Origin of the sequence: Martelella endophytica, from assembly GCF_000960975.1 — a bacterium.
Classification (GTDB): Bacteria; Pseudomonadota; Alphaproteobacteria; order Rhizobiales; family Rhizobiaceae; genus Martelella; species Martelella endophytica.
The window spans coordinates 3235079-3249223 of sequence record NZ_CP010803.1; the positions used below are offsets into that span (position 1 = coordinate 3235079).

Genomic DNA, 14145 nt, shown 5'->3' on the forward strand with positions numbered 1-14145 from the left:
CCGAGATGACCGATACCTTCCCCGCCATGCTGATCCGCGACAAGGACCACCTGCAGGCAGAGCTGACGACGCTGAAACGCTCCGATCTTCCCGATCTGCCGGTCCTGGTCCGGGTCGATTATTCGAGCGTCAACTACAAGGACGGCCTTGCCGTCAGCGGCAAGGGCCGTATTGCGCGGCGCTTCCCCATGGTGCCTGGCATCGATGTCGCCGGTACCGTGGTGGAATCCGCAAGCCCGCTGTTTGCGCCCGGCGACAAGGTGATCGCCAATGGCAACGGCCTTTCCGAGACCGAATGGGGCGCCTTCAGCACCTATCAGAGGCTGAAGCCCGAATGGCTGATGCGGCAACCGGATAACCTCACCCAGAAGCAGGCGATGGCGATCGGCACGGCGGGCTATACGGCAGCGCTGTGCGTCAACCAGTTGATGGCCTGGGGCACCATTGCGCCGGGCGAGGGCAGCGTGCTGGTGACGGGGGCGGCCGGCGGCGTCGGTTCATATGCGATCGCGCTTCTGGCGGCGCTCGGCTTCAACGTCACCGCCTCGACCGGCCGTCCGGAAACGCATGACTATCTGGCGAGCCTCGGTGCCCGCGCCTTCATCGACCGCAGGGAGCTCTCTGAACCGGGACGGCCGCTGCAGGAAGAACGGTGGACGGGCGCCGTCGACAGCGTCGGCTCCACGACGCTCGCCAACGTTCTCGCCCAGACTGTCTACGGTGGTGCGGTGGCGGCCTGCGGGCTTGCCGGCGGGCCGGATCTTCCGACAACCGTGATGCCGCATATACTGCGTTCGGTCACGCTGATCGGGGTCGATTCTGTGATGGCCGCACCGCGCCGTCGCGAGGCGGCGTGGCGGCTGCTCGCAAATACGCTGACGGCCGGGCACATGGAAAGCGTCACTGCAGGTGAGATCGCGCTTGCCGATCTGCCTGGCGCGGCGAACGATATTTTTGCAGGAAAGGTGCGCGGACGGCTTGTGGTGAAGGTGGCGGCGGACTGAGCGGGCTCAGCTGGCCTGCAGCGACTTCGTCTTCACCAACAGGCTGTCGTCTTCGTTTTCCTGAAGGAAATTGGCGAAGTAGCGGGCGAGCTTGGGGATCTTGATCAGTTCGTCGAGCGAGTATTTATGCGAGTCCCGCACCAGCGTCGAGGGATTGAAATAGGCCTCGGCGTTTTCCGGCGTCAGCACGAAGGGCGGCTTTCCCTGGAGCCCGAGGAGGTAGCTCATGATCAGTGCGCCAGTGCGGTGATTGCCTTCTATGAAGAGCTGCGGCCGGCTCAGCACCCGGACATAGACGCCGGCGGCGAGCTTGCGCACGGGCTTTGAGGTGTGGCGCTGATACCAGTCGACGAGGCCGCCGATATCGCCCGCCTCGCGGTCGTAGAAATGCGCTTCCGTGCGTTCGATATGGTTGCGGAATTCGGCGCGCCGCTCCGAGGACGAGCCGCAGAGCACCAGATGGTTGAGCTCCAGCAGGTGGTGGAATTCGCCGAGTTTCATGATTTCGGTGCCGTTGATCAGCAGCCGGTTCACATAGGCATAGCCCTCCAGCATCTGCTCGATGATGGCGTCGGGCATGCCGTCGCGGCGCATTGTCAGAAGCGCGTTGATGCGGTCAAACTCGCGCTGGGTCTCGCGCAGCCTGGCTTCGATCTTCTCAAGGTCGAGGCAATGCTTGAACATCCGTCACTTTCCAGAATGCCGGTGCACCATACAAAAGGGCGGCCTTGATGAAAAGCCGCCCTGTAACCGGTGGTTGAAACCGAGGCGTGCCTCAGCTGAACTCGCCCGAGAGATATTCCTTGGTGAGCTGCTGCTGCGGGTTCTCGAAGATCTGCTTGGTGTCGCCCATCTCGACGAGGAAGCCCGTGCGGCCGCCCTGCGACATGTCGACCGAGAAGAACGCGGTCTTGTCGGCAACGCGGATTGCCTGCTGCATGTTGTGGGTGACGATGGCGACCGTGTAGTCCTTCTTCAGCTCCAGCATCAGCTCTTCGATCTGGCGGGTGGCGATCGGGTCGAGCGCCGAGCAGGGCTCGTCCATCAGGAGAACGGTCGGCTCGGTGGCAATCGCGCGGGCGATGCACAGACGCTGCTGCTGGCCGCCGGAGAGCGACAGGCCGTTCTGCTTCAGCTTGTCCTTGACCTCGTTCCACAGCGCCGCACGGCGCAGCGCCTTTTCGACGCGGGCCGAAAGGTCGCCCTTGAAGCCGTTGAGGCGCAGACCGAAGGCAACATTTTCGAAGATGCTCATCGAGAACGGGTTCGGCTGCTGGAACACCATGCCGATGTGACGGCGAACGACGACCGGGTCGACATTCTTGCCGTATACATCCTGGCCGAGGAAGTGGACGTGACCCTCGAGGCGGAAGGAGGGGATCAGGTCGTTCATGCGGTTGAGGGAACGCAGCACGGTCGACTTGCCGCAGCCCGACGGACCGATGAAGCCGGTGATCTTGCCCTTTTCGATGTTGACGGCCGAGTCACGGACGGCGAGGAAGTCGCCGTAGTAGATCTTCTCGATGCGAGCGCCGATTGCGACATCACCGCCGGCGTCCTGCTCGGCTGTGGCATCAACCTTTTTCGCTTCCATTTCCAAAGACATGTTCTCGCCCTTTTCTCTTACACGCGGCGGGTTCCAAAGGAACGGCTCAGTATGTTGAAGACCAGCACAATGAGTACCAGTACCAGCGAAGCCGTCCATGCAAGTTCGATCTGATTTTCATAGGGCATTGCCGAGAAATTGTAGATCAAGATCGACAATGACGCCGTGGGCTCCGTGAAGCTTCCGATCCAGTAATTCGAAAACAACGCCGTGAACAGAAGCGGAGCCGATTCCCCCGATGCTCCTGCCACCGCGAGCATGACGCCGGTCATAACACCGGGAAGGGCCGTCGGCAAAACAATTTTTGTCGCAACCTGTGTCGCATTGCAACCCATGCCGTAGGCCGCATCCTTCATCCGCTGCGGCACCATGCGGAAGGCCTGTTCGGAGGTCAGAAGAATGGTCGGCAGCATCAGGATCGCCAGCGACAGGCCACCGGCGACGGCCGAGTAGGTTTTCATCATGATGACCAGCCAGGCATACACGAACACGCCGGCAAGGATCGAGGGAAAGCCGGTCAAGACCTTGCCGACGAACCGAACGAGTGACGAGAAGCGGCTGCGAGGGTTGATCAGTCCGGTATAGATCCCGCCAAGCACGCCGATCGGGATCGAGATGAGCGATGCGATCGCAACCATCACCAGCGTGCCGACGATCGCATTGCCGATGCCGCCACCCTGTTCGAAAGGTGCAGGCGGAAGCTCGGTGAAGAGCGCCAGGCTGAGGCGAACGCCGCCGCGGCTGATCAGCATGTAGAGGACCGAGATCAGCGGCACGGCGGCAACCGCCGCCAGCAGCCACAGAATGACGGTCTGGATGAAGTTCATCAGTGTCCGGCGTTCGCCGAAGGAAAAGCTCAGATTGGGATCACCGAGGGCAACAACCTCGGGGTTCATGATGGTCTGATCGGTCGTGGTCATGATGTCAGTTCCCCAAAGCCTTACGTCACGGTCTGGCGCGCGGTGTAGTTCATGATGATCGTGCCGATGATGTTCACGGCCATGGTGATCACGAGAAGGACGATCGCCGCATACATCAGCGGTCCGATCTGGTTGGCGCCGGCTTCCGGGAAGGTGGAGGCGAGCAGCGAGGCCAGCGTCGTGGCGGGCGCAAACAGCGAAAGCGTGACCTGCTGCGAGTTGCCGATCAACATCGCAAGCGCCATGGTTTCGCCCAGCGCGCGGCCGAAGCCGAGGACCAGCGAAGCGAAGATACCGCCGGAGGCCGTCGGGATGATCACCTTGCGGATCGCTTCCCACTTGGTGGTGCCCATGCCATAGGCCGCTTCCTGGATCTTCATCGGGATAGCCTTGAAGGCGTCCTGCGAGATCGCGGCGACCGTCGGCAGGATCATGATCGACAGCACGATCATCGCCGGGAACATGCCGGGGCCGGCAAGGTTGGTGGAGAAGAACGGGATGAAGCCGAGCGTCTCATGCAGCCAGTGCGCCAGCGGGCGGATCGCCGGGATCAGCACATAGATGCCCCACAGGCCGAAGACCACCGAGGGAATGGCGGCGAGCATTTCGACGATCAGGCGGAAAATCCACGCAAGCCGTGCGTTCAGAAATCCCTGTGTCAGGAAGATCGCAACCGCCACGCCGAGGACGCCGCCGAAAAGAAGGGCAAGGAATGACGAATAAAGCGTACCCCAGATTTCCGCGAGGATACCGTATTCGTTGGTATTGGCATTCCATTTGACCGTGGTCAGGAAGTCGAGGCCGTATTTTTGCATGGCCGGAGCAGCCTGGCCGCCAATCTTCCAGAAGATGTAGACCAGAAGTGCAATCGTGACGAAGCCGGCGGCGAAAGTCAGAGCCCGGAAGGATTTGTCGTAACCATATTCGAAGGCGGTCGGCGGTCGCGAAACGCTTCCGTCGCGCGGCGCCACGGATTTCGGGGTATCGGCCATCAAAGGGCTCCTGCTAGCGGCGATCGGGGCGATCCGCGATCTGACAATGGAGTGCTTTAATCTTCTGCAGTCTGAATTTCACAAAAGCCGGGGCGTAAGCGAATACGCCCCGGCGAAAGCAACAACAGCCAGAAATCAGCCGCCGATTTCTTCCATCGACTTCTTGTCGGTTTCGACAACGTTTTCCGGAAGCGGGATGTAGCCGAGCTTGTCAGCCATCGTCTGGCCGGTCGTCAGGCCGTATTCGATCATCTGCTTCAGAGCGTCGACCTTGGCAGCGTCCTGGCCGGCGTCCTTGTAGAACATCATCCAGGTGAAGGTCGCGATCGGGTAGGAGTCGTCGCCAGCCGGATCAACGATGAAGGCAACGTTGTTTTCGTCGAGTTCAGCCGAAGCGAGAGCGGCGCTACCAGCTTCCGGGCCAGCCTTCACGAAGTTGCCGGCCTGGTTTTCAAGCATGGCGTAAGGCGTGTTGGTCTGCTGGGCATAGCCGTATTCGATGTAGCCGATCGCGCCGGGGGTCTGCTTGATCGTGGCGGTGATGCCCTGGTTGCCCGGAGCGGCTACGAAGTTCGAAGCGTTCGGCCACGGAACGGTCTTGCCGCCGCCGACCTTGCTTTCGAAATCGGAGCTGATGGCCGAAAGGTGGTTGGTGAAGTTGAAGTTGGTGCCCGAGGAGTCGGAGCGAACAACAACAGTGATGGTTTCGTCGGGGAGCTCGACGCCTTCGTTGGCAGCGGCGATTTCCGCGTCGTTCCACTTGGTGATCTCACCGAGGAAGATCTTCGGGTAAACATCGCGCGGCAGCTTCAGTTCGGAAACGCCGTCGAGGTTGTAGGCGAGCACGATTTCGCCAGCCGTCATCGGCAGCATGACAACGCCGCCCTCGATCTTGGCGAGTTCTTCTTCAGACATGGCAGCATCGGAAGCAGCGAAGTCGACAACACCGTTGGTGAAGTCTTCGATGCCACCACCGGAGCCCTTGGCCTGGTAGTTAACCTGAATGCCGGTCTTCTGGCCAAAATCCTTAAACCAGGCCGAGTAGAGCGGGAAGGGGAAGGATGCGCCCGAACCCGTCAGGTTTACGCTCTGTGCCTGAGCAACAGTGCCGGTAACGACCATGGCGGCGGCGATTGCTACGACCTTAGCGCCCTTGGAAAAATTTCCGATTTTCATCAGATAGCCCTTTTGAGGTTTGGTTGAAAACGGAAGTGCTATAACAATGAAAGTCTATCCAGCATAGCATGTTGTAAAAAATTCATATTTACCGGAATTATGTCGATTTATTTTATATAAATTTCAAGAATACGTCATAAAAGTGTCATATAAGGGCGACCTTCGGGTTATTACTTCCGAAATATGCAACCGAAAGGGGCGTTTTGCCAATTTCGGGGGATGCCGTACCGGATGCCTCGAGCCAATTGTGACAGTCCGATAACCGGCACAACGTTGCATGCCGACGCTTGACTTGGCGCATGGCCAGGCCGCTATGCTGGGCTATTGTGCCGGCGGCCAAACAGCAAAGGACACCAGATGACTGACAGCACTGCCGAGACTGCCGCATTCGAGGAGGAAGAGGGGTTTCACGGAGAGCTCATTTCCCGCCAAAGGCGGCTCGAGGAGGTGGCGCTGGTGGCGCTGGAGGCGGGCAAGGTGCTGATGGAAACCGGCGCCAAGTCCGCCGTGGTTCGTGAGGGCATCGAGAAGATCGCCAAGGGTCTCGGTGTACGCAGCGTCGATATCCGCGTCGGCTTTGCCTCGATCTCGACGACGGTGGGGGATGGCTTCTGCACCTCGACTCACATGGTCGGGGTCGGCCATCACGGCGTCAACATGCGGATCAATCACCGGGTCCGCGAGATCTGCGCGGAGGTTGCCCGTGGCGGGTGGGCACCGGATGACGTTCGCCTTGCGCTTTTCCGAGCGAAGACGGAAACGCCCAAGCATCATCGGGCGCTCAACGTGTTTGCCGCGGGGCTTGCCTGCGCCGCCTTCGGCCGGCTGCTCGGCGCCGATGCGCCGGCCTTCGTGACGACGCTGATTGCCAGCATGGCGGGCCAGTACGTGCGCCTCCATCTGCTTGAGCGTCACTTCAATCCCTTCGTCGTCACTGCGACGGTCGCCTTCGTCGCCGCCGTTCTGTCGGGGATCGGTGCGGTGTTCGCCGGCAGCACCATGGTCGCAACCTCGATGAGCGCCGCCGTGCTGATGCTGGTGCCGGGCGTGCCGTCTATGAACGCCCAGACGGATATCATGGAGGGGTATCCGACGCTCGGCAGCGCCCGCTTCGTGTCGGTGGCGATGATCCTGGTTTTCATCACCGTCGGCGTCGGCGCCGCCCATATCGTCTTCGGCGGCAGCATGGTGGATGCCGCCAAACCGGTTCCGAATATCCTTCACCACGCTTTTTTCGGGGCCGTTGCGGCTGCCGGCTTCGGGGTTCTGTTCAATTTCGGCTATCGCAATCTCGGCTGGGCGGCGCTTGCCGGGGCCTTGGCGCTGGCAGTGCGGACCTTCTGTATGCGCCATGGCTGGCCGCTCGAGGCGGCCTCCTTCGCAGCCGCAATCGCCGTCGCGCTCGCGGTCGAGCTCTCCTACAACACGCCGTTTCCGGTGCGCCGTGTCGGCAATGCGATTGCGGTCGCGGGCTGCATCCCGATGGTTCCGGGCAGTGCCGCAGCGCAATGGATCATCGGCCTTCTGGAAATCACGGTGCAGCCGCTTGAGAAATCCGACCTGATGCTTGCCGCCACGACCAGCGCCGGCCTGCAGGTCATCTTCACCGTCGGGGCCATCGGTGCAGGCCTCACGGCGATCTCGTCGCTCTTCCGCCGGCCGGAGTTTCCCGAGGGCGAAAGTCGCTGAGGGAGGGAGCGGGCACGCCGCTGAAACGAAAGACCCCGCAGCCTGACAGGATGCGGGGATTTCAATTACAGCGCTTCGAGCCTGACCGAACGGCAGGGCCGAGGTTTGTGGAAGCGTATCAGTTGTCGCTAATGCAGAAGAGACCGCCATCGCGATCGCATTCCCGCGGACCCGGCTTGCAGGAAAACGTCGGACAGTTTGGTGTGTCTCTGACCGGAACCGTGCGCTGGATCGCGTGGTTGCCTTCCCCAACGCAAACCAGTGGATCGCGAACGTAACGATCGTAAAGTGTCCTGCCGCTGCCGTTTGGTGCCGGATAGCGCAGGATCGCCGCGCCCTGCTGGTCAAGAATTGTGTGGACCTGATTGCAAGTCATGTCCTGGATATCATATCTGTTGATGTCATCGGCGCCGGCAGACCCGACGGAAATGGCAAGAAAAGTCGCCGCAAGCAGGTATTTCATGGTTTTTTTCGACCCTAAGGCCGCCTCCGTTATTTTCGAGACGCTAGCACAGGTAGAAAGGTGCTGTCATGACACAAGCAATTGAAGACGACGCACAGATCCGGGACATCCTGAACTTCGTAGACACCATAGCGCTGGTGGGTGCCTCGCCGAAGCCTGAGCGGCCGAGCAACGGTGTCATGGCCTTCCTGCTTTCGAAGGGCTACCGCGTCTTTCCCGTCAATCCCGGGCTTGAGGGCAAGGTCATCCACGGCCAGAAGGTGTTCGCGCGGCTTTCCGATATTCCCGAGCCAATCGACATGATCGACATCTTCCGCGCGTCGGAACATGTCGGCGGCGTGGTCGATGAAGCGCTGCAATTGGAACCGCTTCCGAAAGTGATCTGGATGCAGCTCGGCATTCGCAATGATGCCGCGGCGGCGCAGGCCATGGAAAAGGGCCTGAAGGTGGTCATGAACCGATGCCCGGCGATCGAATATCCGCGGCTGATGTCCTGAGCCGGAGCAATGCGGGCACTCTGATGTGAAGCGTCAGCCGTCGCTCAGCAGGATGTCGGGATTGGCCTGCATTTCGGTCAGCAATTCATTGTTTTCGCAATATTCGCGGAAGTGGCGGGCGGCTGCGCTGCAGGCGAGGTCGTCGCGGCAGCGCTGCTTGGCGCGGCATCCGGCGCAATTGGCCTGCATGCCGTAATAGAGCCGGCGATATTGGAACTCGGCCTCGACCGGGTCGATGTTGAGCGCCTTCATCATCTCGGTCATTTCGGCGGCGTCGCGCGGCTCCGCGCGGTCCAGATCTTCCGCCGCAAGGCGTTCGAGAAAGGCGAGTGCGGCCGATTCCTCACCGACCGTGTGCTCAGCCTCGCGCCACGCCGCAAAACGGTCCGCTGCATGGTTGTCGTCTTCGCTCAAAGCGTTCATGGTGCCTGTCCTCATGGTCGCGGTCACTATTGACGTTTGTACAAATCGCAGCATTGATCCTGATCAAAAACGAGTTCTGCCTGTCCGCGTCGGCCGTTCGAGCCGGCAGGGCTTTACCGGAAAAATAGGGAAGGAAAGAATGATGGAAGACAGGAAGCCGGGATTTTCGACGCTTTCGGTTCACGCCGGCGCCGCGCCAGACAGCGCCACGAACGCGCGGGCGACACCGATCTATCAGACGACCTCGTTCGTCTTTAACGATTCCGATCATGCGGCCGCACTCTTCGGCCTGCGCGAATTCGGCAATATCTATACCCGCATCATGAACCCGACGACGGCGGTGCTGGAGGAGAGGGTGGCGGCGCTTGAGGGCGGCACGGCGGCGCTTGCCGTCGCCTCCGGTCATGCAGCCCAGTTTCTGACCTTCCACATGCTGATGCAGCCGGGCGACAACTTCGTTGCGGCACGCCGGCTCTATGGCGGATCGATCAACCAGTTCGGCCACTCCTTCGAGAATTTCGGCTGGTCGGTGCGCTGGGCGGATTCGGCCGATCCAGCCGCTTTCGCTTCACAGATCGATGATCGCACCAAGGCGATCTTCATCGAAAGCCTGGCAAACCCCGGCGGCACCTTCGTCGACATCGCGGCGATCGCCAAGGTGGCGCACGAGCACAACCTGCCGCTCATCGTCGACAACACGATGGCGACACCCTATCTCGTGCGACCGCTGGAGCACGGCGCCGATATCGTCGTCCATTCGCTGACGAAGTTCCTCGGCGGACACGGCAATTCGATGGGCGGCATCCTGGTCGATGGCGGTACGTTCGACTGGGCAAAATCGGGCCGCAGCTATCCGATGCTGTGCGAGCCGCGCGCCGAATATAACGGTCTGGTGCTGGCGGAGGCCTTCGGCACGATGGCCTTTGCGCTCGGGGCGCGGGTTCTGAGCCTGCGCGACCTCGGGCCGGCGATCTCGCCGTTCAACGCCTTCATGATCGCGACCGGTATCGAGACGCTGCCGCTCAGGATGCAGCGCCACTGCGACAACGCGCTGAAGGTCGCGCGCTGGCTCAAGCAGTCCGACAAGATCGCCTGGGTGAGCTATCCGGGGCTTGAGGACGACGACAACCACGCGCTGCAGCAGACCTATTCGCCGAAGGGGGCAGGGGCCGTCTTCACCTTCGGCCTGAAGGGCGGCTACGAGGCCGGCAAGGCCTTCGTCGAGGGGTTGCAGCTGTTCTCGCATCTTGCCAATATCGGCGATACGCGTTCACTGGTTATCCACCCTTCATCCACAACCCATGCACAGCTTACGCCGGAGCAGCAGGTCGCCGCCGGCGCCGGTCCCGACGTCGTTCGGTTGTCGGTCGGTATCGAGGATGCGGACGACATCATCGCCGATCTGGAGCAGTCTCTGGCCAAGCTCTGAGGAAAGGAGGACGGCTGCGGGAGCCGCGGCCGTCCCAACATTTTCGGCTGCTGTGGAAAACAATGCGGGCGGGCTGTGGAAAACATCAGGCCTGCAAGGCGACCTTGGTGCTCGGCTCGCCGGCAACCTGCCGAGGCGCGATTTCCACCGGGGTGCCGTAGATCGCCACACAATTCCGCCCGGCCGCCTTGGCTTCATACAGGGCTCTATCTGATTGCGCTAACATGGACTCCAGGTTGTTGATCCGCCCGCGCCGAAGCGCCACACCTATGCTGGCTGTCATGCGGATCTCCGTGTCGTCCTCGATAAAACTCGTTTCCTCGACCTTGCGGCGAATGCGTTCGGCAATCTGTCGCGCGGTCTCCTCATCCGGCACGGTGGCGAAGACGGCGAATTCCTCGCCGCCCATGCGGCCGAAGATGTCCGCTCCGCGCAAAACTTCGGCCACAGACTTCGTCAGGTTGATCAGCGCTCGGTCGCCGGCAGTATGGCCGAAGACGTCGTTGATGGACTTGAAGTGGTCGAGGTCGATTGTCAGATAGGCGAAGAGCCGCTCCTTGCCCGTATGGCTCAATGCGTGTTCGATGCTGCGGAACACGCCGCGACGGTTGAGGACGTCGGTGAGCGGATCGTTGAAGGCGAGGCGGCGAAGATCGTGCTCGAACTTGTCGACCGAAAGCCAGACGCCCAGAAAGATCTTGCCGGAAAACACCAGGAAACTGATGACCAGTGCCACCGACGTGACATGGGCGGTCATGCGGGCATTACCAACCACCAGGATCATCACAACCGGTACGATGACCGAAGCGACTGCCTCGACGGCAAACAGCAGCGGCACGGCCCGGAAAGCACGGACCCGTCCGAAATCGGCGGAGCGGTAGAAGAAATAGAGCGCGTAGACTGCGACAGCAATGGAACCAACATAATAGCCTGCAACAGCGGCAAGGGCGCCGAAGCCGGCGATGCTCAGGAGCAGGGTCGCCGCGAGCCAGATCGCGAAGCTGATGAGAACCAGCTGCCAGGGACGGCTTTCGCCATAGACCGAAATCAGGCCGGCGGCCATCAGCCCCTCGGTCAGCATGAACAAGCCCGCGACCCAGACCGGCGGTGCCTGTAGGCCATAGCCGGCGAAGTACGCCATTGCGCCGAGCGCCAGGGCTTTGGTCATCAACGCAACAAACCATAACAGGACAAAGGTCCGGCTTCGGTCTCGCAGCCAGAGCGGAAAGATCAGGATTGATAACAAGAAGCAATCAGCCGCCCAGGCGACGACAGCAGTCACGTTGTATGCCAAGGCGAGCGATCTCTCGTTTCGACTGTTGCTGAATTTCCCTTGGGGTTGCGAATGATAGTCTGAGCAATGCGGAAAGGCCATGTCCGCGCCGGACCAAAATTGGTTATAATCGATTTGAAACCGCCAGTTTCTGCAGGGAATTCCCGTCCAATTGATAACGCTAACTTTGCGGAAGTCATATCTGTCATCGAAAAGCATTGGCTTTCGTTTCAAGCCATCTCTTGAAGTGACCCTGTTTGGCACTCTATGTAGGAGAGGAAATTCAGATTCGATTGGTTCCGGCATTTCGGCCGGTCAAAGGATGGACATGAAAAATCCCGTAGATACCGCGATGGCCCTCGTTCCGATGGTCGTGGAGCAGACCAATCGCGGCGAACGCTCCTATGATATCTATTCGCGCCTTCTCAAGGAACGCATCATCTTCCTCACCGGCCCGGTGGAAGATCACCTTGCGTCGCTGATCTGCGCGCAGCTCCTGTTTCTCGAAGCCGAGAACCCGAAGAAGGAAATCGCGCTTTACATCAATTCGCCGGGCGGCGTCGTGACCGCCGGCATGGCGATTTACGACACGATGCAGTTCATCCGTCCGGCTGTGTCGACGCTTTGCATTGGTCAGGCCGCCTCCATGGGCTCGCTTCTTCTTGCTGCCGGCGAGAAGGGCATGCGCTTTGCAACGCCGAACGCCCGTGTGATGGTGCATCAGCCTTCGGGCGGCTATCAGGGCCAGGCCTCGGACATCGAACGCCACGCCCGCGACATCCTGAAGATGAAGCGTCGTCTCAACGAGGTTTATGTCAAGCATTGCGGCCAGACCTACGAGGAAGTCGAGAAGACCCTGGACCGCGATCATTTCATGGATGCCGACGAGGCAAGGGAATGGGGCGTTATCGACAAGGTCATGACGTCGCGCAGCGAAATCGAGGGTGGCAACTGAAACCGGTTCGATCGAGAGCATTGATTTGCCGGCCCTCTGGCTGGTCTTCATCGTCCGAGAGCCACGGCGGTTTCCGCCCTGATCGTGATGCATGGCGGCCTCGCGCGCTTTTTGGGGTTTCCTCAGGCGCGCGAGCCGTTAATACTATTGAAAAGTCAAATCCGTTATGACGTTCTGACCGTAAGGAACGTTGATGTCGTGTTATTGCCCTTTTGGTTTGCGAGCATTCTCTATAAGGGAATCGGTAACAGGCGACGAAAGTAAGTATCTGTTCCGGGCGTTTCCGGAATGGTTTGCTGGAAGGAAGTGATGATGAGCAAAGTCAGCGGGAACAATGGCGGCGACTCGAAGAACACGCTTTATTGTTCTTTTTGCGGTAAGAGTCAGCACGAAGTCCGCAAGTTGATCGCTGGTCCGACCGTCTTTATCTGCGACGAGTGCGTCGAACTGTGCATGGACATCATCCGCGAGGAGAACAAGACCTCGATGGTGAAGTCCAGCGACGGCGTTCCGACGCCGCAGGAAATCATGGGCGTGCTTGACGAGTATGTTATCGGTCAGGGCCATGCCAAGCGCATCCTGTCGGTGGCCGTGCACAACCACTACAAGCGCCTCTCCCATGCGTCCAAGAGTTCGGATATCGAGCTGTCGAAATCGAATATTCTGCTGGTCGGTCCGACGGGCTGCGGCAAGACCTATCTTGCGCAGACGCTTGCGCGCATCATTGATGTGCCCTTCACCATGGCCGATGCGACGACGCTGACGGAAGCAGGCTATGTCGGTGAGGATGTCGAGAACATCATTCTGAAGCTGCTTCAGGCTGCCGACTACAATGTTGAACGCGCCCAGCGCGGCATCGTCTATATCGACGAGGTCGACAAGATTTCGCGCAAGTCCGACAACCCGTCGATCACGCGCGATGTCTCGGGCGAGGGCGTTCAGCAGGCGCTGTTGAAGATCATGGAAGGCACTGTCGCCTCCGTGCCGCCGCAGGGCGGGCGCAAGCATCCGCAGCAGGAGTTCCTGCAGGTCGACACCACCAATATCCTGTTCCTGTGCGGTGGCGCCTTCGCTGGCCTCGACAAGGTGATCTCCGCCCGTGGCGAGCGCACCTCGATCGGCTTCGGCGCCTCGGTTAAGGCGGCGGACGATCGCCGCGTCGGCGATGTGCTGCGCGATCTGGAACCGGAGGATCTGGTGAAGTTTGGCCTGATCCCGGAATTCATCGGCCGTCTGCCGGTGATCGCGACGCTGGAAGACCTCGATGAGCCGGCCCTGGTTCAGATCCTGACCGAGCCGAAGAACGCTCTGGTCAAGCAGTATCAGCGCCTGTTCGAGATGGAAGATGTCGAACTCACCTTCCACGAGGATGCCCTGCTTGCGATTGCGCGCAAGGCGATCGAGCGGAAGACGGGTGCACGCGGTCTGCGTTCGATCATGGAGAAGATCCTGCTCGACACGATGTTCGATCTGCCAACGCTGAAGGGCGTGCGCGAGGTCGTCATCTCCGACGAGGTGGTCGACGGCACGTCGCAGCCGCTCTACATCTATGCCAATCGCACCGAGGACAAGGCCAACGCCTCGGCCTGATGAAAGTCAGTTCGGTCTGACGGAAAGGCAGGACCGCGGTCCTGCCTTTCTGCGTTTTCGAACGCGCATTCGGCATGAAACGATCGAGCCGGCGCATTGTTCCGAGGGAAAACCCGCCAAAGGTTGAA

The 14145-nt window shown here is 60.4% G+C and carries 14 protein-coding genes; 6 read left to right on the forward strand and 8 right to left on the reverse strand.

Features of this window, described 5'->3' with window-relative positions:
- The first annotated feature begins 5 nt into the window (after positions 1–5).
- Positions 6–1004, forward strand: a complete 999-nt coding sequence (locus tag TM49_RS14775; RefSeq protein WP_045682378.1) for an MDR family oxidoreductase — start codon at positions 6–8, stop codon at positions 1002–1004.
- Between the two features lie 6 nt (positions 1005–1010).
- Here TM49_RS14775 and TM49_RS14780 read toward each other — a convergent pair whose 3' ends face one another.
- From TM49_RS14780 to pstS, 5 genes are all read right to left on the reverse strand, one after another.
- A complete protein-coding gene (locus TM49_RS14780) occupies positions 1011–1688 on the reverse strand; it encodes a hypothetical protein (protein ID WP_045682379.1) in 678 nt (225 codons plus the stop codon).
- A 91-nt stretch (positions 1689–1779) separates the two neighbouring features.
- The gene (gene pstB, locus TM49_RS14785; RefSeq protein WP_244464733.1) at positions 1780–2610 is read right to left on the reverse strand and encodes a phosphate ABC transporter ATP-binding protein PstB; all 831 of its coding nucleotides are present in this window, start codon (positions 2608–2610) and stop codon (positions 1780–1782) included.
- A gap of 17 nt (positions 2611–2627) precedes the next feature.
- A complete protein-coding gene (gene pstA, locus TM49_RS14790) occupies positions 2628–3530 on the reverse strand; it encodes a phosphate ABC transporter permease PstA (protein ID WP_052699860.1) in 903 nt (300 codons plus the stop codon).
- A 20-nt stretch (positions 3531–3550) separates the two neighbouring features.
- Positions 3551–4522, reverse strand: a complete 972-nt coding sequence (gene pstC, locus TM49_RS14795) for a phosphate ABC transporter permease subunit PstC (protein WP_045682381.1) — start codon at positions 4520–4522, stop codon at positions 3551–3553.
- Positions 4523–4657: 135 nt separating this feature from the next.
- Positions 4658–5698, reverse strand: a complete 1041-nt coding sequence (gene pstS, locus TM49_RS14800) for a phosphate ABC transporter substrate-binding protein PstS (RefSeq protein ID WP_045682383.1) — start codon at positions 5696–5698, stop codon at positions 4658–4660.
- A gap of 357 nt (positions 5699–6055) precedes the next feature.
- On the opposite strand from pstS, the gene TM49_RS23940 reads away from it, so the two are divergent.
- Positions 6056–7387, forward strand: coding sequence for a threonine/serine exporter family protein (locus TM49_RS23940; protein ID WP_244464734.1), 1332 nt, complete (start codon positions 6056–6058; stop codon positions 7385–7387).
- Between the two features lie 118 nt (positions 7388–7505).
- On the opposite strand, the gene TM49_RS14810 is transcribed toward TM49_RS23940, so the two are convergent.
- Complete coding sequence (locus tag TM49_RS14810) at positions 7506–7850, reverse strand: hypothetical protein (RefSeq protein ID WP_045682385.1); 345 nt, start codon at positions 7848–7850, stop codon at positions 7506–7508.
- 68 nt (positions 7851–7918) lie between these two features.
- Here TM49_RS14810 and TM49_RS14815 point away from each other — a divergent pair, with 68 nt between their 5' ends.
- Positions 7919–8347, forward strand: coding sequence for a CoA-binding protein (locus TM49_RS14815; protein ID WP_045682387.1), 429 nt, complete (start codon positions 7919–7921; stop codon positions 8345–8347).
- A 33-nt stretch (positions 8348–8380) separates the two neighbouring features.
- Here TM49_RS14815 and TM49_RS14820 read toward each other — a convergent pair whose 3' ends face one another.
- The gene (locus TM49_RS14820; RefSeq protein ID WP_144409574.1) at positions 8381–8770 is read right to left on the reverse strand and encodes a DUF6455 family protein; all 390 of its coding nucleotides are present in this window, start codon (positions 8768–8770) and stop codon (positions 8381–8383) included.
- Between the two features lie 142 nt (positions 8771–8912).
- Here TM49_RS14820 and TM49_RS14825 point away from each other — a divergent pair, with 142 nt between their 5' ends.
- The gene (locus tag TM49_RS14825) at positions 8913–10199 is read left to right on the forward strand and encodes an O-acetylhomoserine aminocarboxypropyltransferase (protein ID WP_045685289.1); all 1287 of its coding nucleotides are present in this window, start codon (positions 8913–8915) and stop codon (positions 10197–10199) included.
- Positions 10200–10284: 85 nt separating this feature from the next.
- Here the strand turns inward: TM49_RS14825 and TM49_RS22685 are convergent, their stop codons facing one another.
- On the reverse strand, positions 10285–11691 hold the full coding sequence (locus tag TM49_RS22685) for a GGDEF domain-containing protein (RefSeq protein WP_158498646.1): 1407 nt from the start codon (positions 11689–11691) through the stop codon (positions 10285–10287).
- A gap of 109 nt (positions 11692–11800) precedes the next feature.
- Here TM49_RS22685 and clpP point away from each other — a divergent pair, with 109 nt between their 5' ends.
- Positions 11801–12427: an ATP-dependent Clp endopeptidase proteolytic subunit ClpP gene (gene clpP / locus TM49_RS14835; protein WP_045685292.1), complete on the forward strand. Its 627-nt coding sequence runs from the start codon at positions 11801–11803 to the stop codon at positions 12425–12427.
- Positions 12428–12739: 312 nt separating this feature from the next.
- A complete protein-coding gene (gene clpX, locus TM49_RS14840; protein ID WP_045685293.1) occupies positions 12740–14017 on the forward strand; it encodes an ATP-dependent Clp protease ATP-binding subunit ClpX in 1278 nt (425 codons plus the stop codon).
- Positions 14018–14145 lie beyond the last annotated feature (128 nt).

Bases quoted from the DNA above. Each gene is read 5' to 3' on its own strand.
- pstB (WP_244464733.1), bottom strand. From the start codon at position 2,610: ATGTCTTTGGAAATGGAAGCGAAAAAGGTTGATGCCACAGCCGAGCAG.
- clpX (WP_045685293.1), top strand. From the start codon at position 12,740: ATGAGCAAAGTCAGCGGGAACAATGGCGGCGACTCGAAGAACACGCTT.
- TM49_RS22685 (WP_158498646.1), bottom strand. From the start codon at position 11,691: ATGCTTTTCGATGACAGATATGACTTCCGCAAAGTTAGCGTTATCAAT.
- TM49_RS14775 (WP_045682378.1), top strand. From the start codon at position 6: ATGACCGATACCTTCCCCGCCATGCTGATCCGCGACAAGGACCACCTG.
- TM49_RS14810 (WP_045682385.1), bottom strand. From the start codon at position 7,850: ATGAAATACCTGCTTGCGGCGACTTTTCTTGCCATTTCCGTCGGGTCT.
- TM49_RS14815 (WP_045682387.1), top strand. From the start codon at position 7,919: ATGACACAAGCAATTGAAGACGACGCACAGATCCGGGACATCCTGAAC.
- clpP (WP_045685292.1), top strand. From the start codon at position 11,801: ATGAAAAATCCCGTAGATACCGCGATGGCCCTCGTTCCGATGGTCGTG.
- TM49_RS23940 (WP_244464734.1), top strand. From the start codon at position 6,056: ATGACTGACAGCACTGCCGAGACTGCCGCATTCGAGGAGGAAGAGGGG.
- TM49_RS14825 (WP_045685289.1), top strand. From the start codon at position 8,913: ATGGAAGACAGGAAGCCGGGATTTTCGACGCTTTCGGTTCACGCCGGC.
- TM49_RS14780 (WP_045682379.1), bottom strand. From the start codon at position 1,688: ATGTTCAAGCATTGCCTCGACCTTGAGAAGATCGAAGCCAGGCTGCGC.
- pstS (WP_045682383.1), bottom strand. From the start codon at position 5,698: ATGAAAATCGGAAATTTTTCCAAGGGCGCTAAGGTCGTAGCAATCGCC.
- TM49_RS14820 (WP_144409574.1), bottom strand. From the start codon at position 8,770: ATGAACGCTTTGAGCGAAGACGACAACCATGCAGCGGACCGTTTTGCG.
- pstA (WP_052699860.1), bottom strand. From the start codon at position 3,530: ATGACCACGACCGATCAGACCATCATGAACCCCGAGGTTGTTGCCCTC.
- pstC (WP_045682381.1), bottom strand. From the start codon at position 4,522: ATGGCCGATACCCCGAAATCCGTGGCGCCGCGCGACGGAAGCGTTTCG.